Origin of the sequence: Streptomyces sp. NPDC050121 (assembly GCF_044460385.1) — a bacterium.
Lineage (GTDB): Bacteria > Actinomycetota > Actinomycetes > Streptomycetales > Streptomycetaceae > Streptomyces > Streptomyces soliscabiei.
The window spans coordinates 26767-52022 of record NZ_JBITJV010000055.1 but is presented as its reverse complement, the minus strand read 5'-3'; the positions used below and the strand labels follow the sequence as shown (position 1 = coordinate 52022).

At 67.0% G+C, this 25256-nt stretch carries 11 protein-coding genes and 1 pseudogene; 3 read left to right on the top strand and 9 right to left on the bottom strand.

What is annotated here, in order from left to right:
* Positions 1–102: 102 nt before the first annotated feature.
* A pseudogene (locus ACIBTS_RS44490) lies at positions 103–2250 on the bottom strand (type ISP restriction/modification enzyme); the annotation flags it as partial.
* A 1375-nt stretch (positions 2251–3625) separates the two neighbouring features.
* Between ACIBTS_RS44490 and ACIBTS_RS44485 the strand changes: the two are divergent.
* Positions 3626–4018, top strand: a complete 393-nt coding sequence (locus ACIBTS_RS44485) for a hypothetical protein (RefSeq protein WP_399326998.1) — start codon at positions 3626–3628, stop codon at positions 4016–4018.
* Between the two features lie 5 nt (positions 4019–4023).
* The gene (locus ACIBTS_RS44480) at positions 4024–4692 is read left to right on the top strand and encodes a nucleotidyl transferase AbiEii/AbiGii toxin family protein (RefSeq protein ID WP_399326996.1); all 669 of its coding nucleotides are present in this window, start codon (positions 4024–4026) and stop codon (positions 4690–4692) included.
* A gap of 317 nt (positions 4693–5009) precedes the next feature.
* Here ACIBTS_RS44480 and ACIBTS_RS44475 read toward each other — a convergent pair whose 3' ends face one another.
* Positions 5010–9515, bottom strand: a complete 4506-nt coding sequence (locus ACIBTS_RS44475) for a sacsin N-terminal ATP-binding-like domain-containing protein (RefSeq protein WP_399326994.1) — start codon at positions 9513–9515, stop codon at positions 5010–5012.
* Between the two features lie 365 nt (positions 9516–9880).
* On the opposite strand from ACIBTS_RS44475, the gene ACIBTS_RS44470 reads away from it, so the two are divergent.
* Positions 9881–11329, top strand: a complete 1449-nt coding sequence (locus ACIBTS_RS44470; RefSeq protein WP_399326992.1) for a hypothetical protein — start codon at positions 9881–9883, stop codon at positions 11327–11329.
* A gap of 50 nt (positions 11330–11379) precedes the next feature.
* On the opposite strand, the gene ACIBTS_RS44465 is transcribed toward ACIBTS_RS44470, so the two are convergent.
* The 7 genes from ACIBTS_RS44465 to ACIBTS_RS44435 form a co-directional block, all read right to left on the bottom strand.
* Positions 11380–12468 carry a tyrosine-type recombinase/integrase gene (locus tag ACIBTS_RS44465; RefSeq protein ID WP_399326990.1) on the bottom strand — a complete coding sequence of 363 codons (1089 nt, stop codon included), beginning with the start codon at positions 12466–12468 and terminating at the stop codon, positions 11380–11382.
* Between the two features lie 59 nt (positions 12469–12527).
* Positions 12528–12734: a helix-turn-helix domain-containing protein gene (locus ACIBTS_RS44460; protein ID WP_399326988.1), complete on the bottom strand. Its 207-nt coding sequence runs from the start codon at positions 12732–12734 to the stop codon at positions 12528–12530.
* Between the two features lie 235 nt (positions 12735–12969).
* Positions 12970–13599 carry a tyrosine-type recombinase/integrase gene (locus ACIBTS_RS44455; RefSeq protein ID WP_399326986.1) on the bottom strand — a complete coding sequence of 210 codons (630 nt, stop codon included), beginning with the start codon at positions 13597–13599 and terminating at the stop codon, positions 12970–12972.
* Positions 13600–14192: 593 nt separating this feature from the next.
* Positions 14193–14546: a hypothetical protein gene (locus ACIBTS_RS44450; protein ID WP_399326984.1), complete on the bottom strand. Its 354-nt coding sequence runs from the start codon at positions 14544–14546 to the stop codon at positions 14193–14195.
* A gap of 346 nt (positions 14547–14892) precedes the next feature.
* Complete coding sequence (locus ACIBTS_RS44445; protein ID WP_399326982.1) at positions 14893–21183, bottom strand: AAA family ATPase; 6291 nt, start codon at positions 21181–21183, stop codon at positions 14893–14895.
* A gap of 335 nt (positions 21184–21518) precedes the next feature.
* The gene (locus tag ACIBTS_RS44440) at positions 21519–22859 is read right to left on the bottom strand and encodes a class I SAM-dependent RNA methyltransferase (protein WP_399326980.1); all 1341 of its coding nucleotides are present in this window, start codon (positions 22857–22859) and stop codon (positions 21519–21521) included.
* 146 nt (positions 22860–23005) lie between these two features.
* On the bottom strand, positions 23006–25153 hold the full coding sequence (locus ACIBTS_RS44435) for an APC family permease (RefSeq protein WP_399326977.1): 2148 nt from the start codon (positions 25151–25153) through the stop codon (positions 23006–23008).
* Positions 25154–25256: the final 103 nt, after the last annotated feature.

The window sequence follows — 25256 nt, the reverse complement described above, 5'->3', positions numbered from 1 at the left end:
CCCCGCTACGACGTCGGCAAGACCGTCAAACGCCCCGAGACCCTCAAGGCCATCGGCCGCCCTGGCAGATCCTGGTAGATAAAGAACAAGCTGAGTTACCGCACCGAAAACTCCTTGGCCGAAGTGGAGTTCCAGACGGTCGGAGTCGTAGACGAAACTCTCGGGTAGTTCGTCCCTGCCGACCTGTCTCCGGTACGTGATCGCCGGCTGTGCGGTCGTCCAGACCTCCTGGGGTCCGCCGGGCCTCCCCGCCACCGGGTCCACGAGTCTCTCTCCGAAGGTGGAGGCCCAGATCACCTTCCGCCCGATGTGCAGCGCCTCCGACCACAGCGTGGCGTCACCGGTGAGCGGTACGCGGACGCCGACGGTGGTGAGTTCGTCATCGAAGCGGGACCGGAAACCAGGGTGGGCCGTGATCGCGGCGATGTACGCGAGCAAGTCCTCGGCGGAGACAGCCAGACCGCCGAAGGAGTTACGAAGGTGCTGGAGAAGGCCGGGGGTCACATTGGGGGTGCCGTCCTTCTGCAGGAAGGGGATCACCCTGCCACCACCCCAGCCGGCGAAGTGATGCATGTCCGGCATCAGCGCGGTGAACAGCGTGGCGGGGCCGTCACCGAACCGTTCTGAGTGCAGCTCCACGATGTGTATCTGGCCCTCGGCCCGGTTCTCCCACAGCTCCGGCGAGCACCTGTCAAGAACTCTGTTGTCCGGGATGATCCACTGCCGATCGAAAGGGCGGAAGGCCACAGGCACCGGCTCCGGACACTCGGGACCCGCCTCCAGCATCGACCGCCTTCGCTGTGCCGATCCCGGGAGCGGCTTGACCGGCCGGTCGATGGTACGGCCGCCTTTGGTCTCCCTGAACAAGGCACGCTTCTCGGCCAGGTCCGTCTCGGCGGTCAACCTCCCCCACCGGGAGCGCAGCGTATCGGGGTCCGCGGAGTAGACCCACGTCCGCTTGGGCAAAATGCCGGGCACTGTCCATGGCAGCAGATCATCCAATGCGGGATACGTATCCCATGCTCCGATGGCCGCAGGGGTGAACGGAGCATGGGCATCCTGACGCACCGGGCGCCACTGGTCACTGTCCGGCCCGAGAGCCTCGAGCTGTGCGTACTTCTCCTCACGAGTGCTGCCGTCCAGGGCGACGTACCTGATACGGGCAGGTTCGGTGTCGGCTCTGCTGCGGACGAACACGGCGATCGTCAGTTGCTGCTGAACGCCCTCGAAGAGGCGCGTCCGTAAAGGTGGCTGGATGCCCTCCGGGCTGAGGTCGATGATCCAGCCCTCGGAACAGGTCTCACGCAGGTACTTCCTCATCCCTCGGAATCCGGGCCCGCTGAGGAAGCCCGCGGTACTGATGAAGGCGACGATTCCGCGGTCCGACTCGGAACGGTGCTGTTCGAAGACTTTGAAGGTGGCCCAGCGCCAGAAGTAGACGTACAGGTTCTTGAGCTTGTTCTCGTGTACTCCGTTTCTGCCACCGAGGCGGAAGGCATCGAGCAGGGGTGCTTTGTCATCCCCCTCGCGCCCCTTCTCCACCCAACCGCCCTCCCCCTCGGCTCTCTCCCGGTCCGGGGGGTTACTGATCATGACAGTGACCTTCTGCTCGCGCTTGATCCAGTCCGCCTTGCGGGTGTTCTCGACCAGAGGATCCCCATCGGGCAGGAACGTGAAGAGCGTGGCCCTCTCGTAGGGGTCTGCGAGGGTGTCGGCGAGATGGAGCCGCAGATCGCCGAGTTGAGTGTCGGTGACTTGCTTACGGAGGGTCTGGGTGATTCTCATCTGGGCGACCGCGTAGGCGGCCATCTGACGCTCGAAGCCGATCAGCCGTCCCGCCAGCTGTTCCACCGCTTCGCCGCGGAAACCCTCCCCGCGGCGGGAGCGTTCTTCGGCGACCCTGTCGATAATCTCGCTGAGGAACGTGCCGGTGCCCATGGCAGGGTCAACGATCGTCACCTGCTCGTCCGCGAAGCCCTCCACACAGCCCAGGCGGGTACGCAGGACGGCGTCGGTGAAGCGAACCATCTCCTTCACCAGACGGGGCGGGGTGTAGTACGTGCCGGAGCGTTTACGCAGCTCGCGGTCGTACTCCTGGAGGAAATCCTCGTAGAGATGAACGTGGGCGTCGGGCGTCCGGGCTCGGATCGCCTCCCAGTCGACAGCGTCGATGACCTGCACGAGCGTGTCGATTCGGCGGGCGAACTCGGCGTCCACCGTCTCCGTCAGCAACTGCAGGGCCCGCCCCATGACCGTGTTCTCGGCCTTCAACTCACGTGCAACATCAACGAAGTTGCGGTCGGCGAGCGGTACGTTCTCGATACGGGCCAGCAGCAGGGCGAAGGCGATCGTCTGGGTGTAACGGTCGGCGAAGAGGTGATCGGGGTCTTGCCCATCGGTTGAGGGGAAGAGCACCTTGCTCCAGTGGTGTGCCAAGGCGGTGAACGGCTTGGGGACAAGTCGTCGGCTGCGAGTACCGTCTGGCGTTCTGCGTTCGAGGGCGAGCTGCTCCAGCACCTCCTCGCGCAAGTACTGACACAGCGGAGCGATAGACGACACCAACTGGCCAACAGTCGTGATGCGTCGGGGCTGCCACCCGAGAAATTCCCGCAACAGATCCCGAAACGCCGCTCCATCGGCTGCACTGATACGCAACCGGCTGCCGGACCGGTACAGATCACCTTCGAGCCGAACCGTGCGCAGAGGCCGCGACCCGCCTCGGTACAGACACCAGGTGTGACCGTTGCTATACAGCACGTTCGGCAGCCGGCGCATCAGCTCCCACTGCTCCCGGTCCCGCTTCGTGAAGCCGTCAGGCGTGACGTCGTGCCCCGGGGCCTTCAGCTCGAGGAACCCGGTGATGCGCCCCGATGTCTCCACCGCGTAATCCGGACGCACCCGGGCCTCGGGCAAGGAATACTCAGGATGAAGGCGAGGACGCAGCTTCCAGCGCGCCCCGAATGTCTCCACCAGCTTCGCCACCGGCAAGCTGATGGACGCCTCCGTGTCGCTGACCCGCAGACGCTCCCTGCACTCGGACCCAAAGTCCGACACGAGAGCCCGTATCCACTCCTCCGGCACCTTGTCCCCTCCAAGCTGTGGACGCGGACGGTGGATCACCGCAGACACAGCTTGTTGGAGGCGAAACGACCGGCTCAGTGCGCACGGGGGGCGCGCGAGGGGCACGGACGGCGCGTTCCGTGACCGCTGGGAAAAGAGGGGCGGATGTCGGTCGGGAAAAGACCGCCAGAGCCCCCTTGACCGCCCCCTCAGGCGGGAAGGCGCTCTCGGGACGCCATTCCCGATCTACTACGGAGGTGCTGGACTCCTTCCTTCATTCCGTCATCGCAGCGATTGACGGTGTGCGAACCACCGAAGGCGAGCGGACCCTCTGCCCCGCCTCTCGAAAGTCCTACCGATGCTTGCCGCCATACGCATCAACCCGCTGAACGGACGACCCCGAGGACGGGACCAGCACGCCCGGTGGACTGCCAGGAGTCAGCACCGCTCACGGAAGAGCAGACTGCGGGCAACCAGCTCACCGGGGGGATCCGCCCCCGCTCGCTCCGGACGCCGGCTCGCACTTCATGACTCTCGCAACGTCTCCGGCCGCCATAATGGAGTCATGCCCTCCAGCCCACAACACCCCGCACCCACCCCGAGGGACGTCTCGGACGCGGACGCCAAGGACCTCGCGCTGTACCGGGAGAAGTTCCGCCGCCGTCTGCCGGAGTCGCTGGACGAACTGCACGGGCCGGCCCACGGTGTCGTGGATCTGCCGCTGCACATGGCCTGGTCCGGGATGACCTCATACGACCTGGACAAGCCGCGCCAGCGTATGGGCCTGTACCGCACCGTCCTGCACGATGGCCTGCACGACGACCTGCCCCGCTACCTCAACCAGGACCTGCTCCTCCAGCTGTGGCCGGTGCTGCGCACCCTCGTCGGCCGCAGCGTGCGCGCGGTATGGGAAGACGCCTTCCCCCAGCTCGCCTCCCGCACCCGGGCAGCCGCGTGACGGACATGCCGGAGCTGCACACGCGGCTCCTGGCGGATGTGATCGCGCTCGGTTCCCCGTATCCACTGGTGCTCACCGGTGGATACGCCGTGCGGGCACACCGCCTCGTAAACCGCCCCAGCCAGGACCTCGACGTCGCCACCGAGAACCCGGCGCCCATGGCCGATATTGCGGCCACGCTCCGCGCCGGCCTGGAAGCCCGCGGCTGGAAGGTGCACGCGCTGGAGACTGCCCCGCTGTCCGCCCGCTTCACCGTGTCCGAACCGGCCACCGGGCAGGAATGCGAAGTCGACATCCTCAAGGAGATCTTCTGGCGGCCGGTCGCCCAGAGCCCGTACGGGCCCGTCCTCGCGGAGGAGGACGTGATCGGGACCAAGGTCCGCGCCCTCGCCGACCGTGGAGCGCCCCGTGATCTGATCGATGTGTTCGCAGCCTCCCGCCGCTGGACCAATGCCGAGCTCGAGGAGTTCGGCCGTCGGCACGCTCGTGGCCGCTTCGAGCGCGAGGATCTGCAGTCGAACCTCACGGGCGCCGAGTGGACCGACGACGAAGCCTTCGCCGCCTATGGACTCGATGACGCCAACATTACCGCTCTCCGCGCTTGGGCCGTGGAGTGGGCCGACGACCTCGCGACCCGTCTCCTCGAAGAGGTCGATGATCCGGACATCGACTGATCACGTCCGGATGAGATCGCATCTGCAAGCGATCAGGAGCCGAGAAGTGAGTAGGTGGGACAGCAGTAAGTTACGGGCTTTCCCACGCCAAGCACGCCGGGCAAACCCCGGAAGATCAGTCGGAGATCAGGCTGCCCCCCATTGGCGTCGCTGATCAGCTGGAGCCGACCCGCGTGCGTCCCCACGCGCTCCGCCTCCATGGTCTGGCCTGGAAGTCGGCGTGAACAGGTCAGCGTGCCGTGTGCGCCATGCTGCAGGCGCTGCGCCCCTGCCCGCCCCGTGGTCCCCCGGTTCCCGGGACGTCACGGCCAGCTGGCCTACCTCTCCTCCTCGAGTTGGTACACCCGGCTGTGCGCGCCCCTGACGCCCGTGACCGTCACACTGCTGCTCGGACGGCAAGTCAGTTGTTGGAGCGGCTGCGGGATGATGCGTACGGAGACGGGGCCGGTTCCGGCCTCCAATCCGGAGACGATGACGAGGAAGAAGTCGTCGCTCTCCGTTGCTCGCTGGAACTCCGCGGGTGTCAGCATCACCGTGTCCGGCTCGGCGTCCTTATATGCCTTGAGTTCGTAGAACCGCGAGAGTGCGTCCACCGCGTCGGCGCCGAGGCCGCGTTGGGCCCGTAGGTCACGCAGCCAGTCGTCGTCGGTGGCGAGTGCCTTGCGCACCACGTCCAGAGCCACCTTTTCCTGCTCCGTGCCCGTGTAGGGGCGCGGTGGCGTGTGCTGTTGAGGGATCGCCGATCCGGCGCGGGGCTGCGGCAGGCCGGACGTACCCGAGGTGTACCCGCTCGGCCGTGCGCTGGGCGCGCCCGCAGCCGAGGGCTTCGGCGGCGTGATGATACCGCTCGGATCGACGAGCCGGAGCCTGCCGGGGTCGACGAGCCTCCGCGGTGGAGCGGCGGGGGGCACAGGCGGGGCTGACGGCCCGGCGGGCGGTGGTGTGCTGGGGGCAGGCAGCAGGATCACTGCCGTCGGTGGGGTACCGGGCACTGTGCCGGCCTGCGCTTTGAACGCGGTACGGCGTTGGTCCACCTCGTTTCCGAGTTCCCGAAGCCGTCGTTCGCGTTCGGCCTCCGCCGCTTCCCGGTCGCGCCGCACCTGGTCGTCGGCAAGGCTCAGTTGTACGGCCGTACGGCCCTTCTCGGCCTGGTCACACGCTGCTCCCCAGGCGAGGGCCACCTCGCGGCGGCTGCCCGGAAACCGGGCGGCGATCGACCGGCCCACCCCAGATGTGCGTGTCAGAGCGGCAGTGTCACGGACGTACAACGTGCCCGAGGGCCAGTCGATCCCGGCGTCCACGGGTACGTGCACCGTCTCGCCCGTGTCCGGAAGATCGAGGCAGCAGGCCAGGTGAGGGGCGATGCATACAGTCAGGTCAGCCAGCTGGTCCCACGAGCAGTCCAGGGACTGGGCAACGCTCGCGGCGTTGCGCTGCAGGTCCTCGCGGAGGTGGGTGACGGCTGACCGGACCAGCGCTGTGGCGTCCGGGTCCGCCGGGGCCGGGCCAGGGCTGTACACGGTGACATGCTCTGCGGCGAGCTCGCTCACGCGCAGGGCTCCGATCAACGGTCGGAACTGCTCCAGTTCGGCTCCCGGGCACCACACCGCACGTTCCCGGCCCAGCGCCTCGGCTACCACCGGGTCTTCGACGGCGTACACGGGCCGCTTGCTTCGCCAGCCCTGGCTCGTCCAAAGGGGGAGGCGTCCCAGGTGCTTGGCCGTCAACGCGCCGGGATGGGTACGGCCCAGAGCGGCGAGCATCTTCAGGGTCTCCAGGACGATGGACTGGGTCGTCCCGTCCGGCTCGTCCCGACCCTGCTTCCGGTCCCGCTGGGCCAGCTCCTTGATCACGGCCGTGGCGTCGTCCACAGTCGGCAGGCGCACTGCGAGCCGCTGCCAGAACTCCTCGCTGCCTGGAAATGTGGGAGCGAACGCACGGAGCGGGCCGAAGAGCGGCGCTCCGCGCAGGCACTGGCTCGGCCGGCACCAGCCGGAGTCCGTGAGGACGAGGCCGCTCCCCTCGCCGAATGCCCGAAGGACCGAGCCCAGGGACATCTCCCCCGAGGCTCCCGCGCCACGGCCGAAGGCGCGCTCGGCCAGGGCTTGGTAGAGGATCAGTGCCGCGGGCACATCCCTGTCGCCGCCCTCTTCCTCCCGTCGGCGCAGGCGCTGCAGACATTCCACGAGGTCCTCGGTGCGGGCCTCCGCAGAAATGCCCAGGGCGCGCAGCACATCACTGCGTCTGCCGACCAGTTGCTGGACCTCGGGATGGAGGAATCGCTCGTCGTCCGCCCCGTACACCGCGACCGTGCCGGTGGTCCGCATGCGGAGTCGAGCCGGGGCAGACAGTGCGCCGTTTCCGGCGTCCAGCCATGGTGTGTCGCGCAACTGCCAGAGCCAGAACGCTGCAGTTCTGCCCCGGTTCTGCCATGCGTAGTAGTCGTAGACGGCATCCACCTCGTCGTGGTCGGAAAAGCGGCTCCATGCCCGCCCGAGGACGTGAAACAGCGCTGCCGCCCTGCGCCTGCGGAGCTGCGGGTCCTGCTCCGCCGCTATGCTAGAGGCGACGGCAAGTAGGTCGGGGCTTTCGTAGTCGTCGAGCGTGAAGGTCGCTTCCAGAACTCGCAGGGCATCAGTGCGTGCTCGAGGTCCCGAAATGACTTCCGCCGGCAGCCCCTTCGGGCTCTGCGTGAAGCGTTCCCGCGCCCCCGGGTGCCTGCGCAGCCTGGGCGCGGTCTCCGCGCCCAGGAGCCTCAGGAACTTACGGGCTCCCATCCCGGCGCCGCCGCGCTGCAGGACCTCGGCGTACCGGGGCCGCAGCCACACCAGCCCGGCCGTGCGACCGGCGGCGAAGGCGAAGCTCTCCTCGCGTTCCGAACTGTCCAGTCGGGCGGGTAGGTACGCCCGGGCGGGAGCGACGTCGATGTCTTCACGTTTTCCGGCCCGGTCGTAGCGATGCCCCTGCAGCCGGATTGCATGGCCCACGTCGCGCCCCAAGGTTTCACGTTCGTGGTCCGGCACGCGTGCGAAGCCGTCGCGTAGTTCGATGAGCTGGTCATCTGTGAGCCGCAGTACATTCGGGCCGCCGCTCCCCGCCGCGCCGATGGCCGCGAGGCGCCGGATCACGGCCACCGCGTCCGCGTCGGTCAGCAGCGCCTCCCGCTTACGGAGCCATGTCCTCACCGACCGCGCCTCGTCGGTGTCGGCGAGGAATACCGGATGGATTTCCCGGGAGAATCCGAGACTGGCGCCGAGGCCCCGCGGGGCGTCGGTGTACACCGCTGGTTCCGCGGGCCGGGGCACACGGTGGCGGCCCCCTGAGCTGTCTACGAGCCAGCGACTCGACAGCAAGGAGGAGTAGATATTCGAGGCAAGTCCCGCCGCGGCGAGGCGGATGTTCGCCTGCGGCGACCGGGTTTCGTCGTCGAGGAGGCGTAGCGCGTCGTAGAGGCCCACCGTCACGGGAACCGCACTGTCGTGGTTCTCCCAGTCCGCCAGCACCTCGCGCCATCGGCCGTCCTCGTCCCGCGCCACCTTGGGCAGCACGGCGGTCCGCTCGGCGACGCGGGAGATTTCTTCTTCGGTGACCACGCCCACCAGCGTCTCGTCCTCCACCGCGAGATCATCCAGGCCGAGCGGCCCGTACCCCGGGATGTCCAGGACGAGACCGTGGGACACGCCCGCCCTGGCACGGTCGAGGAGTAGTCGCTCCAGCGCGGCGACCGGGTCTCGGGAGTCGCGCATGTCGTCGGGGAGCGGCACGGCGCGCCAGGCCCGTGCCGGATCCCGCCGGAACTGCCACAGGGCGGCGGCCGTCCACAGGTCGCCCACCAGTTCATTCAGTGCGCGGTTCCACGGGGTGTCGTCGAGCGCCTGACGGCTGGCGATGGGATCGAACTGGGCGCTGATACAGAGGGACAGAGCGGTGTCCGCGACCGGAAGGCCGGCGTAGATCCGCCCGACGTCATCGGGTCCGAGAGGAAGAGCCACAGCGATTGCGGTGGTGGACCCCACCGCCTTGTGAGACCGGGTGATCCCGGAGGGGCTGGGAACGGTCGTACGGCAGACCAGCCACCGGGACCCGTCGCCGGCGCGTGCCTCGCCGGTCTCCACGTCGGCGCTCTGCCCGCCCACCACGGCCTCGAACGGCTCGCCGATCTCTCGGTCGAGCGCCAGCCGGTGCCGGACACAGCCTTGCTCGTCCAGGTGCGTGACGCTGCCGACACTGCCGAGGAAGAGCAGCGCGCTGTCCCCCCACTCGGCAAGCCACGCGTCCACCTCGTCCGCGCCGAGCACGCCCGGCTCCAGCGGAACCCGTAGAACCGTCCAAGTGTCGCTGGCGAACCAGTCGGGCGCCGGGAACGGCTCGGCCACGGAAATGTCCGGATCCCCGACGCGGAACCGGTAGTGCCCACAGTGAACTTCCAGATGCTGGGAGAGGGACTGGAGGGTCATCAGGCCAATCCCGAACCTGCCGGTGGAATCCGCCTGCTCTGCCTTGCTTGTCAGCCAGGGCATCGCCAGGGCCAGAACGTCCGGCAACCGTACGGGGCTGCCGTTGTGGGCGACGAGGAGTTCCCGTCCCCTCGTCAGAATGCGTACGTCCGTGGCGCCGAGGTCCTCGGCGTTCTGCACGATCTCCGAGAGTCCCTGGAGACGGTCGCTCGACAGATTGCCTGCGTGATCTCGGGTACGTCTCAGCGCGTGCCGCACTTGACCGTCCAGTCCGGCGAACCGGCTACCGAGTCGCTCGACCGCCGCCTCAGTCGCCGCCTCACCCTCCGGCTCCGGTACGACGGCTCCTTCTGGGATGCCTTCCATGGAGAAGAGCACATCGGCGGACGCAATTCCCCGCTCCTCCAAGGCCGTTCGACGCACCGCTTCCCCCGTGCTCATCCCTGTCCCCGCTTACCTCGGCGCTCCCCCACGACACAGGGTAATGAGCCCAGCGCAATCAGCGCATGCCAACGCAAGGACCCTGCCGCCATACGATCCGAGCCCAAAGAGCAGCCCCGGCACGCTGTTCGACGGGTTGAGCCCGGCAAGCCACCTACACCATTGGCTGACCTCAACACGACCAGGTTCGGGTGGTGGAACCCGAACGGGCGACGGGAAGCGCTCCGAGGCTATTCATCGGCCCTACCTTGGTGGTCTGCCCGCAGCTCGTCGAGGTGGAGCCGAAGCTCGTGAAGTACACGCTGACTGAACAGCAGGCTGCCATGCTCCGCCAGATCGCTGCAGCGTCCAGTGCCGTGCCCATCGCTCCCAAGAGTTCGAACACGGCTTGGGCCCTTGAGCAGCGTGGGCTGATCAAGCGGAGCTGGCGCGGTAGCGGGCACGTCGCAGTGGTGACGTCGGACGGCCGCTACTTCCTCAAACACGGCAAGCATCCCAAGGATGTCCAAGCCGAGAAGGAGCGCTTGGCCGGTGATGCCGAACAGGCCAAGCGTGCGCCTGCCGATGGAGCCGAGCTGATCACTCGACTGCAGTCCGCGACTACCTGGAAGCTCACCGTACCTGATCCGGGCCCGCAGACCCGGGGGCGGTGGCGGGCGGCCTTCTACGACGCGCTCCATCACGATCATGTGCCAGGAGAGCTCAAGCTACGCTGGACCGGACGGCAGCGTGGCGACTGCGTCTTCACGCTGGTCGACGAGGAAGCCGAGAGAGCTGCGCAACCGCCGCCGGTACCGACCATCGACGTCCCCGACGTGCTGGGCCGTCCCCATCAGCTCGTCCGTGCCACGCGCAAGGCCCTCGGCAGGTCCAAGACCGTAGTCGACACCCGCGGGACGCCCGAGGTCATCCCTCTGCACGTGTCACGGGAGCAGGCCGACCGCGCCCTGCGGATCATGCACGCGCTCCTGAGCGAGGCGGAAAGCCGCGGCTACCAGGTGGAGACCCGGACCGATCTCCATCGCGGCCAAGCCGAACACCAGATGGTCATCGTCATCCGCGGACACGCGCTCCCGCTCGCGATCACAGAGCAGACGACCAAGGTGCCACACGAGCCGACCGCTCAGGAGATCCGCCAACAGCAACGCAATCCCTGGACGCGTATCCCCAAGTACGACCACGAGTTCAACGGACGCCTCGAGCTCGGTGCGCCTGCCAGAAGCTGGTACCAGCATTCGTACACCTTCAGGGACAGTGCACGGTGGACACTGGAGTCCCGCCTGGGGCACCTTCTGCACGATCTCGAGCAGCGTGCCGCTGCGGCCGAACGCCGGCAGCGGGAAGAAGAACTCCGCAAGGCCGAGCAGCGACGCCGCTGGTACGCGGCTGTGGCACAGGCCCGGGAGCGTCAAGTCGAGCGACATCGAGCGAAAGTCCTGGTCGAGCAGGTGAAGGCACGGCATCGGGCCTACGAGATCCGCGCCTTCTGCCGCGCGGCCCGTACGAGAGCCGACGGCGCGTCCGCTGCGGCGGAGGAACTGGAGTGGCTGCAATGGGCCGAGGCGTACGCAGACCGGATTGATCCACTGTCCGCTCCGTTGGCCGCTCCGTTGGATCCGCCAGCCAGCCGTGAGGCTATGCGTGATTTCCTTCAGGGCGATCTCTACACCCATCCCTGGCCGTTCGACAGCAAGGGGTGCTGGACGCCGCCCGAAGAGGATGTTGCACGGCCCTCCTGATCAGGCAAGCGCCTCCGCCCTGTCCGTGAACGGACAGGGCGGAGGATCATTCATGCGGCGATGGTGAGTGGAACGTCCAAGCGCTCCCAGGCACCAAAAACGGCCTTGTGCGCGTCCGGTTGAAGGTGAGCGTAGCGCTGGGTCGTCTGGAAGCTCTCGTGGCCGAGGAGGTGCTGGACCTCGTAGAGCGAGACTCCCTTCTGGACCAGCCACGAGGCGCAGGTGTGGCGCATGGAGTGCGGCGGGTAGTGCGGGACGAGTTGCTGCTCGCCGTCGGTGTCGAAGTAGTGGGCGGCTTCGACTGTGGGCCACCAGGTCTGCCGGCGCCAGTTGCTGTCGGCGAGGAGCCGACCGACACGGCCCTTGGTGATGGTAGTGAACACCACGGCGTCCCGGTCGAGCCGGTGGATGTGGCGTTCGAGGGCCTCCAGGACGTGAGGCGGGAGCGGGACCTCTCTACGGCTCTTGGAGCTCTTGGGGTACTCCTTAATGCCGCTCTTGCTGTTGACCTCCACCACGAACAGGCGCGAGCGGCGCTGGTCGATGCGGTGGCGATGCAGGCCGGAGAGTTCTCCCCAGCGCAGTCCGGTATAGAAGCCGAGCAGGCACATCGTCCGCCACGCGGCGGGGAGTTCGTCCAGGATGCTCTGCGCCTGGTCTAGCGTGAACCACTGCGGCGGCTTGACCGCGATCTGGGGCAAGTCGATGTTGCGGCACGGGGTTACCGCCAGGACATCGTCGTCGACGGCCGCGCGCATCATGGAGGACGTCAGGTTGTAGGCCCGCTTGATCGCAGCGGCCCCCGCGCCCTTCTCGATTAGGGTCCGGATCCAGCTCTGGACGTCCATGCGGGTGATGGCCCGCAGCTCCCAGTCCGCCCAGTAGGGCATGACGTGGTTCTTGATGTTGGAGGCGTCGCCTCGCAGCGTGTGGGGCTCAACGACGCGGGCGTTCCACCACCGGTCGTGCCACTCGCGGAACGACGTTTCCCCGGCCCGCGGGTCGCGCATGCCTCCGCGGGCGAACTGGGTCTCCATCTCGATGCCCCAGGCGCGCGCCTGCGCCTTGAGGGGGAACGACTCGCTGAACCGGTCTCCTGTCCGGTTGCGTACGGTCGCCTGCCATTTGCCGGACTTCAACTTGCGGAGGTACGAGGCTCTACTCCTTGTTCAACGGTGACGGGCTGGGATGGCCAGGGTCAGCGGCGGGCGGCCGGCGGTACGACGGCGCGGCGGCTGATGAACTCGTCGAGGCTGGCCGGCCGGACCCGTACACGGGACCGGCCTGGTCCGGTACGGAGGTCGACGACAGGTAGGTCGCCGGCAGCGATGAAGCGGTAGACGGTGCGGCGGTCGACGTCCAAGGCGGCGGCGACGGCAGGGATGGACAGCAAGCGTGCAGGCATGTATGGGACCTTGAGATGGGGTGGGCTGGGCGCCCGGCGAGTCGGCAGCCGGAGCATCGTCCGGTCCAAGGCGGTCAACCAGCCCTGCCAGGACAGTGGGACCGCTTCACGGAGCGCCTCGACCAAAGGGAGGTTGATCACGTGACGGCTTCGTTGGGGGTGAGGACCACCGGTGCCGATGAGGATGAGCTGGTAGCTCCCGCGCTCTAGGTGCCAGCCAGAGCGCGGGCGGGAATCACGACCTGAGCGAGTCCGGAAGGGCCATGGCCAGGGCCAGACGGTCCCAGTCGATTTCGGCCTTGTCCGTGCGGAAGCAGTGCGGGTAACGCAACACCAGCCAACTCGGGGTCACGCCAGCCCACTCGGCAACCGTGACGGATGAGATGCCCATCCTGAGCCACTTCACCAGGCAGGACTCACGGAGGATGGAGATGGGCTCCCCCAGGCGCCACGAGTATCGCTCGTCCCTTGGCAGGACGGCCTCTTGGGCGTGCTGCCACATTCGCTGGTATATGGAGGCCGAGAGCGGCCCACCTCGCGTACCGGGAAACAGCAGATCGTCCCCCTGCAGGCCAGCCTCGCTGATCCACTCACGCAGGAACTCGACGAACTGCGACTGGAGGGGAATCTCCCTCGCCATCCCTTTGTGGCGGACCGTCAACTCACCCACGTCGCCCACCGGGAGCACCACGTCGCTCACTCGCAAAGCGCGAGCCTCGCTTGGACGCAGAGCCTGCTCGGCCACAATGCGCATGAATGGGGGCACAGAGAGATTGACACCCGCCTGCCCACGCATCCACTCGAGCAGCGATCGAACCTGGTCCTCGGTGTACAACCATTCTTCGTCCATGACCTCGACAGACATAGCTCTGAACTCCTCAGGGAAAATGACTGAATGCGTCACGCGGGGATCAGCGCGACAGGTTCAATGGTCTGCAGAATCGCCGGTTTGGCTAACCGGCGATCGTCGGCTATGTTTCGCCCGACACGGTGCTCACGACATCCAGGCGTATGCAGGAACAGCAGGGCGTAACCGCGCTTCTCCGGACCGCTCTAGGTTTGCTTGCTTCGCCGCTTCATTCCAGTCGTTGCGCCCTCAATTTGTCTGCCGTCGGCGAATCAGAACGCCCGAGCAGCACGAAGGGGCGCGCTGCCGGCGCGCTCGCCGTGCTGTCGCCGCCAGGGAAGAGAGCAGGCGCCTTCTAAACACTTGCTCTGCGTTCCTGCCTCAGCAGTCCCCTCTCCATCGGCGCGTTCGGCGGGCAGGCCAAGATCGCCCAAACCAAGGGTGAGATCGTCGAGGCCCGGGCCGTCGACAGTCTTGCCATCCTCAACGCCGCCGCCCCTACATCAAGGACGTGGCTGAACGTCCTCCCGCCCACGTCACCAGCTACGGCTTGAACACACCGCTTGCCTCCACGCCACCGGAATCGTCTTCAACGACCAGTGCCAGACCTTCTACAGAGGCACCTCTCCGGAGACAGCGGTCTCTTCCCCATCGATATCAGCGTCCTCGTCTGATGAAGTGGCCGACGGTCCGACCGCGCTCAAAAGCTCAGTGATGGTGTTTCTGTACCTCTCCGCGAGTTCGGCAAGCAGTCCGATGGCGGGCGTCGTACCGGATCCGCCTGCAGCAACATCGACGTCTGCAGAAGTCCCCGCCTCTTCTGTCCGTTGAAGGGCTACTTTCCTTCTCGGCAAGTGGGCCGCATATCGCAGGACGGCCGACTCCTCTTCGGTGAGGAGGTCGCCGAACCTGTTCAACCACTCTTCCTCGGCCTCCGGACAGTCGTCGGTCGTCAGGTCTACCAAGATGGCCAGGACATTGTGGTGAATCTCGTGTAGCCGAGCCAGGACCGTAGGCCGAGTCCACCTTTCATTTCCCGGTTCAGGAAGCGCATCGAGGGTCGCAGCCAGTTTCGCCGCGTACGGGGGCGGCCATCCGGAGGGCCACGAGGAGCGTGCCTGCCATAGTCGCAGGATCGCGTCCCGTGCTTCAGCGGTGCGGGCTGCGGCGTCCGGGGCATTCGTGTCGCGCGCTTGGTCGGCTTCCGTCACAAGGCGAGCTGTGTAATGAGCAAGCCAACGGATCAGGGTGTTGTTGGTGTGCTCGTCACCGAACTCGGCCAGGATGCGTTCACCGAGCTCCGCGGCGGGGTCAACTGGCGGTGAGGGCTCCGGTGGCGTCGAGGAGATAGATGCGGCTGACGGGGACCCGGTAGCCGTCGCGTCGTTGTCCGGTTCGGCGCCGTGCAATCTGAACCTCCGTGATCAGACTCTTCCCTGTGGTAGCGAGGTACCGCAGCAATGCGTCCCGCCTGACATGGACGCGGTAGCCGGATGATACGAACGAGGATGTCGAGTGATTCCCCGGGTCTGGGTCGGCCCATTGCTGAGCCTGTGCCACGACGCGTCCGTCGTGCGCTGTCAGCACGAGACGGGTCGCGTCGAGTGCTGTGCGACTCTGAGCCCTGAACGCCTTCCCGGGAAGTGGAAGCTCGCGACGCATTTCGTAGGCATATACGTCATGCCGGTCAAGGTACTCACTCGGCTCGTAAGGGTCCAGAATCCATCCGCTGAGGCGAAAGGCATCGGCGTCGACTTCGAAGTCTTCCTCGTCTTCGTCGGGCAGCTTCCAGTCCGTCGGGTTGGAAGCCGCAGCGAGCGCACGCTGCAGATCGGTGGCGTGGCGAGGATCGACGAGGGCCGAAGCCACTCTCACTGTCTCGTAGGCTTCTGGGCCGTGGAGTTGGACACTCGCCGCCACACGGATCATGTCCGATGCACCGTCGTCACCGGTCAGTCCGAGAGCGCTGTCGAAGTCAGCCGGCGATGTGGTGTCCCACGTCTTCGACCCCACCCGAGACAATAGGAACTCTGCCTCGGCCGGAACCGGCGTCCCGAGGTCTGCGAGCCAGCCTGTCGGGGCTGGGAGATGTGGCAGAAGCCAGTCTTCCCAGGAGTCAGCCTGCTCATGTGTCCAGGTTCCGGCACGGGCTGGACGGTTTTCGTCGACGAGACGTCCGGCCGTGGCCATCATGGCGTGATATTCGATGTAGAGTCGGAGGCTCTCCTCGCGCGGAATGATTCCCTGTCTGTGACTGGTTCGTTCCCAGGAGCGCTCGTCTCGTAGCTCTCGCGTATCTGTCCACCAGTCGTCATTGCTCAAGCCCCATTGGTCGAGGATGAAGCCTTCGGCAGTCTCGGCGATGACGTCGACTTCGACATCGAAGACCTGGGCCAACGGTGCGTACCAATAGGGGATGGTGTCCATGGAATCGAAGTTGTAGCGGCCTTTCCAGGAAATTCTGTCGCGTCCGTCGTAGCTGCGTCCGTAATGCACCAGCCAGCTGGAGGGCTGGTTGGCCAGGCGAAGCATCTCGACCTGAGTGGAATCGGCGCTGGCCGCTGCCGCGACCGCGAGGGCACTGCGGCGTGCGAGTTGACGGATTTGGGCATGAGGAAACACCCGGTCTGTAGCCAAGCGTGCGAACTCGTGGAAGTACGCCGCCAGTATGTCGGGACGCTCTGCTGCGACCCGCTCAAGAGCTGTGAGAAGTGCGGCTGTCGCCGAGAAGCGGTAGAAGTGCAGATTCTTATCCCTGAAGGCTCCCGGCTTATTGTCGTCCAGGCGTCCCATGAGGTCAGCCACCATCGACTTGGCGACAGCGATGGAGGCCGTGGACAGCAGCTCGCGAGTGGAATGCGCCGCGCGCCAGCGCAGTTCACGCCGGGGGTGGCCGAAAGCGCTCCACAGCAGTAGAGAAACGCCCATCTGCGGGCGTTGCCGTTCGACGGCGACGGCGTCCTGCGGAACACGGTCATCGAGGAGGCCCAAAAGGGCCGAACCCGCGTCGCCCGTAGGGCACAGATGGCCCAGGAGCTCTGCGATGCTCCGCCAGCCATGCGCCCGCAGATCCTGCCGTGCCTCTGGCAGGGCAGCCAGGACGGCCTGCCGGATGGCCGAGTCGTCCCCGAAAGCCCGCAGTCGTTCGATCGTGCGCCGCGTGTCATGCCCCCAGAACAGCTCGGTGAAGACTCGACTCACCAGGTCGGGAAGTGCTGCGGCAGCCCACGTCGCTATGGCTGGCTGAGAACTCCAGCGGCGTACGAGGTCGGATAGGACCGTCAACACATCGAGCGCGTCCAGGTCCGGTAGCGATGCGACGGTCGTGAGGGCATCCAGCCGCTGTCCGTAGGGGGTAGCTTGGAGGGCAGCTGTGATGAATGCACGCAGTTCGTCACTGTACACGCGAGCGTCGGCTAGCGTTCGCACGTCCTCCGCCAGCGACACCCAGCTGCGAGAAGCGGCATGGGACAGCAAGGCTTGCACCTCGGGAGCGTGACGCCTGCTGCCGCCCCAGTCTCGGCTGGTGGTGTGGCCAATGCCCAAGTCCCCTCGCGTATCACCCAGCTGGACCACCGCTTCGAGCGCCGACCGGACACTGCTTCCGTGTCCCAACTGCTCAGCAGCGTCTACAAGGCGTCGCGCCCTAGCTGGCTGATCCCGCGCGGGAACATGACGTCGCACCCATTCCGCGGCTCTCAGCAGGACTCGGCGGCACTCTTGCCTTTCCGCAGCACCGCTCGCCGCCAACCATTCGGCGATGTTGAGTTGCAGTTGCCAGCGGCCTCCGTCGTCTGTGATCAAGTGGTCCAGGGCGAGAACTTGCTGCGCGGGTGTCTCTCCGTTGTGGAGTACACCGGTCAGTGCGGCAGGCAACGTGGACGACAGTCCGATGCGATCTTGGTCGTCCCATCTGCTGGCTGCGGCGAGGCCGGTGAAGGGATTCAGTCGGGCCGCAGCTCCGGCGATCTCGGCGTAAGGAATTTCGGCGGCTTCGCTCACGTGAGGAGCCATCAGTTCCGCAGCTTGGACGAGACGTGCGGCGGTATGAGCCGGATCAAGGTTGGAGACGTCAGCGCGATGGGCGAGGTCTACGTGGACCTCCAGAAGGCGGGCCGCGTCGTCGTTGACTCCGGTCGCCGCTTCTACAGCCTGTTCGAAGAGTTGTCTTCCTAGGTCCACGTCTACCTTCGCTCCGAGCTCCGCCAAGCGCGCAAGGAGGTCGAGGCGTTCACTCGCCGGGTAGTCGTGGCTGTTGACGTAGTCGGCCGCCCGTGTGCACAGGTCGGCTGCCGTGCCCTTGCGATGCTGATATGGCAGAAGAAGGGCTGCCAGTTCCATCCACAGTTCAGGAGCGCCATCACGACGGACAGACTCGGCAGCCGCGGCGAGACGATCGACGACTTCCTCTGTCGCTTCGGTGTCCAGGGCAGCCGCGGCAACGAGGCTCGCCCAGGCCGCATAGGACCTGTCGTACGTGAACCACCGGCGTGTGGCGCGCTCCATACGTCCGGCGATTCCTCGATCACAAAACGCAAGGACCTCGTCGGCGTCCGCTTCCTCCAAGACCGCGCGTGCAGCCAGCACGGCAGCTTCGGCAATGGGCTTCACTAGCTGGAGCCATTCATCGCGTTCGCGCGCCCGGGCGTCCTTGGTGTGGCCCAATTCTTCGGTACGCGGCAGCAGTTCGGCGGGAACAAGTGCGACGACGTCCATGTCGTTGCCGCTGAGGACTGCGTCTGCGGCATGACAGCGCAGAATCGCAGTGCCTTGCCCGGCGGATCCCGCATAGTTCGAAAGTCCGTTGGGCAACGCCGTGGACCACTGTTTGGCCAGGTCGGCGGTCAGCTGGCGGTCACCGTGACGGAGCGCTATATCGAGCAGTCGTGCCTGCCAGGGCTGGGGCCCGGCAGGCGGGTCCAACAGCAATGCGGCAAGTATGGCGTCGAGCCACTCCTTGTCCGGTTCACCGGGAGGCGATACGACGGCGAGGAAGACGCGTGCCTGAGCCTCTGCCGGAACCCGGTACTTCTTCAGCAACCCTCGTACGACGGCAGGATCCACATCATTGGTGAGGCGTCCCGCCAGCGCCACGGCGGCGTCCAGCACGAGATCCACGGGGCGCCACCGCCGCAGTTCCCTGACCGCGGCCCTGACGCCGACAAGTCGATAGCATGCCTCCGCCGCTGCGGCGACGTCGTCCGGTGTGACATCCCAGTGCTCGCCCTCCTCTTCCCTCTGAGCCATCCAGCGACGCAGCCAGCCTCCGGCGCTGTCCAGGTCAGCCCGGGCGGCGTCGTGCCGTTCAGGTGTACGGGAAAACATTGCGGCCGTCTGTAGGAACACCGGGGCGAGCCAAGTCCCGCCCGGTCTCCGCAGTAGGTGGGCTCTTAGAAGATCCAGGTCCGTATAGCGGGCGACCAGATCCAGATGCGATCCGGTCAGACGCGCAAGGGTGTCGTGACGTGACGCTGTGTCACAGCCTCGAACAGCCAGTCGTACGGCGGCTGCTGCGTCGGCGGTCTGTGCTGCGGCCCGCAGGGCGAGGTCCAAGCGTCGGCCCTGGACCTCCTCGCGGCGAAAGCCGTCCGTGATGCCAACCGGACTGGCTTCTTCGAGGACAAGCTGCAACAGGACTTCCAAGCGGCCTGATGCTGCCAGATGGTCGGCGGCGTGCGTCGCGGCGTCCACATCGGTCGCCCGCGCGGCGAGACACAGATCAGCCAGTCGGCTGTGGGCCGCGATCACTTCGGAGGGATCCACGCAGTCCCTGACGTGCGTTTCGAAGTCTTCGTCCCGGAACTGGATCGAGTTGTCGACGATCCGGACGCCGGGGGTGAGCCCCGCAGCAAAGTTCCTGACGGCCGACAGGTCGACGTCCAGAGCGGTGGCGAGGGTCTGGAGCCGTACGGGGCGGGAAAGCGCCAGCATCAACGCGAGCCACTGCAGGCCGCCAGCGTCCGCGCCGCCCACCTGCAGAGCGGACTCGATTAGGTCGTCGAAGACCGCCTTGGGCGTCTGCTCCGACTTCGCCAGCAGGGTGGACATGTCCCAGGCATGCTCGGCTGCTTGCTGAAGCGTGTAGAACTGGGCTCTGGGATTGCCTTGAGTCCTGTCATGGAAGGTGTGTGCTTCCTCCTCGGAGGCGTCCGGCCGATGCCGGCGCAGATGCGCCGCGGACGTGGGGGCGTCGAAGACTGCGAGAGGAACCTCCTCGGCCGCCGTCGTGGCCTCCAACGAACCGACCCGATGGCTGCGCGCGGTGAGTACCACGGAGACTTGCTCGGGCAGGTCCAGGCGGACGAGCTCCGGCAGAAAGGAGCGATTTTGACACTCTCGAGCCGCTGTCGCGGCGTTGTCGGCAGCGTCGACCGCCAGGACCAGCACGGCGTTCGGTGGGAGCCCGGCGACGGCCCCGTCGAGCGTGCGGCGGAGCCGCCGCCAAAGGTCTTCCTGCCGCTGCGATCTCGAAATGAGCAGTGGAGTGCCGCACAACTGCGCGAGTTCGTTGACCACTTGGGGGACGAATCGCTGCGGTGTGTGCCGCTCTTCGCCCGCACTCAGGTAGTCTCCGCCGCCATAGCAGTCAAAGTGGACGACATGTGACCCCACTGGCAGGTGGTCCTTCATCTGGCGGATCGCCGTGGTTTTCCCAGCCCCGGCATCTCCGTGAGCCACCACAAGGCGTCCTGGATGCCTCACCACGGCGTCGGCGATGGAACGGGCACCGGGCGCGGGGAGCGGATCGCGAACTTCCGTGAACCGAGCAGGAGCCGGGTAGAGATCCAGCAGTTCGGGAGCCCCTAGTTCCGCAAGGACATCGCTTGCCGTCACTCCCTTTCGATTGCTGTCCGGCAGGGCCTGCGCACGGACCAGGTGGAACAGCTTCAGGGCTGAGTCGTGGCCCTTGCCCGGTGTCAGCTCCGCCGCACCGGATCGAACCGCGCGGGCCAGTGCGGCCCTGTCCATGACACCTGTCTGTGACAGGTCAAGGGCGCCTATGAAGGCGCAAAACTCCTGACTGCTCAGCCGACTGCGCACAGCCTCGTGCAGAGTCCGGACCGTCACAGCCTGGTCTGTAGAGAGCCCCGCGAGAAGTGCCTGGGTCTGCACCGTCGGCTTTTGGCCCTTGACCCACGCCGCCGCAGCCGTAACACAGGAGACCAGTTCGGGGGCGGCAGGCTGATTACTGACCAGCGCGATGCGAGCCCTCGAGGCGACATCGATCCCGTGATCATCCATGAGCCGGCGATAGGCAGCCGCCAAGTCCGCAATGACGGATCGTGCTGGCGTCGTTGTGCCGTCGGCTCGACGCCGCACGCTCTTCTTGCAGAGCCTGGCCGTTGTCCAAGCGGTGTCCGGATGACGAGAGCTGTACTTCAGCTGCGAAAGGACAAGCACCTCTGCCGAAGCAGCATCGTCGCCTCCCAGGTACTCGGCGACATCCACCGTTTCGTACTCATCGTCGGGGTCATCGACGTGGGCAAGACCTTCGAGGGTGACTCGCCGGAGAATGGTGCCCGGCTCGATCAGCTTCAGAGCCCGACTCGCCGCCCACCAAAAGTGGAAATCGTCTCCGGCATTCGACTCCGGCGCACCCACCCTGTTCCCCCTCACCGCAGCACCGGCCGAGACGACCGATGCGAGAGGCACAGGATAACCCCGAGAATTCCGGACAGATCCCCGACTGTTGGTGGATGCCTAGTCGTATCGTCGTTGCCCCCGGACCACGCGGAAACCAGCAGCTTTGCGCTCAGCATCACCGGCCGTCGGTGCTCCGTCGATACCCGCCACCTTCACCGGGCCCGACCTGCCCCGTAGCAACCTGACGCCCCATCAGAACGAGCGTCAAATGAGCGTCATGAGCGTCATTTCAGCGTCAAGATATCGCCCGTAACGCCCACACCGCACATAATGCGCACACACAAAACCGCAGGTCAGGAGCCCTTAACCACCGGTTCAAGGATCGCGACACACTCAACATGGTGCGTCATCGGAAACAGATCGAACGCCCGCAGCGTCCGCACCCGGTATCCGCCGTCCCGGAAGTACGCCAGGTCCCGTGCCAGTGCGGCCGGGTCGCATGCCACGTATGCGATCTTCCGGGCGCCCAGCGACGCCAGGTGCTCCACCGTCTTCTTGCCCGCCCCCGCCCGCGGCGGGTCCAGGACGATCAGGTCGACCTCGGTGATGCCGGTGCGCGGCAGGACGCTCTCCACCTTGCCCTGTTCGATCCGCACCCGGTCGAAGTCGGCGAGGTTGTGGCGGGCGTCCTCGACGGCGCGCTTGCCGGACTCGATGCCGAGGACCGCGCCCTTCTCGCCGAGGCGGTCGGCCAGCGCGCCGGCGAACAGGCCCACACCGCAGTACAGGTCGAGCGCCATGTCGCCCTTGCGCGGCAGCAGACCCTGCATGACGGCCTTGACGAGGGTGTCGGCGGCCTGCGGGTGGACCTGCCAGAAGCCGCCGCTGCCGACCCGGTACGTACGGCCGTCGGCCCGCTCGCGGACGAAGGCGCGGCCGTGGACGCGGTGGATGCCGCCGTCCTTCTCCTCGACGCGCATCACGGAGACGGGCTTGTCGAGCTCGACCAGGGGGAGCCGGGCGCCCGGCTGCGGCTCCAGGATCACCATGCGGTCCTGGGAGCCGGTCGCGGCGATCGCGTCCACCGACGCCATGCCGGACCAGTCGCGCTCCTCGATGCCCAGCTCGCTCACGCCCGGGGCCGCGATCATGCAGTGCTCGACGGGCTCGACCTCGTGCGAGCGGTGGCGTCGCAGACCGGCGTTGCCGTCGGCGTCCACCGCGTACTGCACGCGCGTGCGCCACTGGGGCACCTGACCCGCCGGAAGCTTGTCGCCCTCGGCCGGCATCACGGTGCCGTCCCAGCCGGCCTCCTCGGGTGTGAGGCCCGCCAGCCGCTGGAGCTGTTCGGCGATCACCTCGCCCTTGAGGCGGCGCTGCGCGCCCGGCTTGGCGTGCTGCCAGTCGCAGCCGCCGCAGCGGCCGGGGCCGGCGTACGGGCAGGGGGCCTCGACGCGGTCCTTGGACGCCTCCAGGATCCGTACGGCGTCCGCCCGCAGGTAACGCGCGCCCTCCTCGCCCTCGGTCACCCGGGCGACGACCCGCTCGCCGGGCAGCGTGTGCCGGACGAACAGCACCTGGCCGGATTCGGTACGGGCGATGCAGTGGCCGCCGTGGGCGACGGGGCCGATCTCGACCTCGTACTCCTCACCGACCAGGGATACCGCCTGCGACTTCTTCGGTTCTGCCTGCATGGCGGGGTGACTCCACAACGTCGAACGAGGAACGGCCGGACAACAGCCCACCAGTCTACGTGGCTGTCGTCCGGCCGTTCACCACGAGCCGGGACGCGGGGACGAACCAGGACGCGGGGCGCCGGGTGCGGAACCCGACGCCCGGGTCAGCTCTTCGCCTCCGGCCCCGAAGCGCCCGTCGAACCACCGGCCGTCGAACCACCGCCGGTCGAACCGCCGGTCGTCGCGCCGCCGGTCTTCGCGCCGCCGGTGTCCGACGGTTCCTTCGGCCGCCCCTCCTGCAGCGGACCGCGTCGTACCGAACCCGGAGCGTTCCACTCCTGACGCTTGCGGGCCCGGTTCTTCGCCGCCTCGGAGGACTGCAGCTGGTACGGGACCGACGTGACCATGACGCCCGGCGTGAACAGCAGCCGGCCCTTCAGCCGCAGCGCGCTCTGGTTGTGCAGCAGATGCTCGTACCAGTGGCCGACCACGTACTCGGGGATGATCACCGACACCGCGTCGCGCGGCGACTCCCGGCGCAGGCTCTTGACGTACTCGATGACCGGCCGCGTGACCTCCCGGTACGGCGAGTCCAGAACCTTCAGCGGTACGTCGATCCCGCGCCGTTCCCACTCCTCGCGCAGTGCCTTCGTCTCGGCCGGGTCGACGTTGACGGTGAGCGCCTCCAGGGTGTCGGAGCGCATCAGCTTGGCGTAGGCGAGGGCGCGCAGGGTCGGGCGGTGGATCTTGGAGATCAGCAGCACCGAGTGGACGCGCGAGGGCCGGACGCTGTCGTCGCTGGGACCCTCGGGGGCGACGAGTTCCGCGGCGACGCCGTCGTAGTGGCGGCGGATCGCGGTCATCGTCGCGTAGAAGATCACCATGCCGAGCAGGGCGACCCAGGCGCCGTGCGTGAACTTGGTGACCAGGACGACGACCAGGACCAGGCCGGTGAAGAAGGCGCCGAAGGTGTTGATCGCGCGGGAGCGGACCATGTGTCGGCGCTCGGCCGGGTCGGTCTCGGTGGCCAGGTGCCGGTTCCAGTGCCGGACCATGCCGGTCTGGCTGAGCGTGAAGGACACGAACACGCCGACGATGTACAGCTGGATCAGACGGGTGGAGTCGGCGCCGTAGATGACGACCAGCAGGGTGGCCGCGCCGGCGAGCAGCACGATGCCGTTCGAGAACGCCAGCCGGTCGCCGCGGGTGTGCAGCTGGCGGGGCAGGTAGCGGTCCTGCGCGAGGATCGAGCCGAGCACCGGGAAGCCGTTGTACGCCGTGTTGGCGGCGAGGAACAGCACCAGGGCCGTGGCCGCGGCGAGCACGATGAAGAAGAAGCTGCCCTTGCCGAAGACGGCCTCGGCGACCTGGGTGATCACCGGGTTCTGGACGTATCCGGAGCCGACGCCGACGCCGTTCTTGAGCAGGTCGGCGGCCGGGTTCTCGGCCATCCGGACCTTGGTCACCAGGGCCAGGACGATGATCCCGCAGAACATGGTGACGGCCAGCAGGCCCATCGCCGCCAGCGTGGTCGCCGCGTTCTTGGACTTGGGCTTGCGAAAGGCCGGGACGCCGTTGGAGATCGCCTCGACGCCGGTGAGGGCGGCACAGCCGGAGGAGAAGGCGCGCAGGAGGAGGAAGACGAGCGCGAAGCCCGCCAGGCCCTGATGCTCGGCCTTGATCGTGTACGCGGCCGTCGGCGCCCGCATCGTGTCGTCGAGGACCAGCCCGCGGAAGGCGCCCCACGCGATCATGATGAAGACGCCCGCGACGAACACGTACGTCGGGATCGCGAAGAGCTTGCCGGACTCCTTGACGCCCCGCAGGTTCATCAGCGTCAGGAGGACGATCACGGCGACCGCGCAGGCCACCTTGTGCTCGACGACGAACGGGATCGCCGAGCCGAGGTTCTCGATGCCGGAGGAGATGGAGACGGCGACGGTCAGGACGTAGTCGACGAGCAGCGCGCTCGCGACGGTCAGGCCGGCCCGGGGGCCGAGGTTGGTGGTGGCCACCTCGTAGTCGCCACCGCCACTGGGGTAGGCGTGGACGTTCTGCCGGTAGGAGGCGACCACCGTGAACATCAGCACCACGACCGCGACGGCGATCCACGGGCTGAAGTGGTAGGCCGACACGCCCGCGATGGACAGGACCAGCAGCACCTCCCCGGGCGCGTAGGCCACGGAGGACAGCGGGTCGGAAGCGAAGACGGGTAGGGCGATGCGCTTCGGCAGGAGCGTTTCCCCCAGCCGATCACTGCGCAGTGCGCGCCCGATCAAAATGCGTTTGGGCACGTCGGTCAGTTTGGACACAACAGAGAATCGTAAGCCTTCGAACACGGGACCGCCCACCCTCCCCCGCACTCGACCGGGTGATGGGCCGCCGCGTCTGCCTCCCGGGTGAATTCGGCCGGGC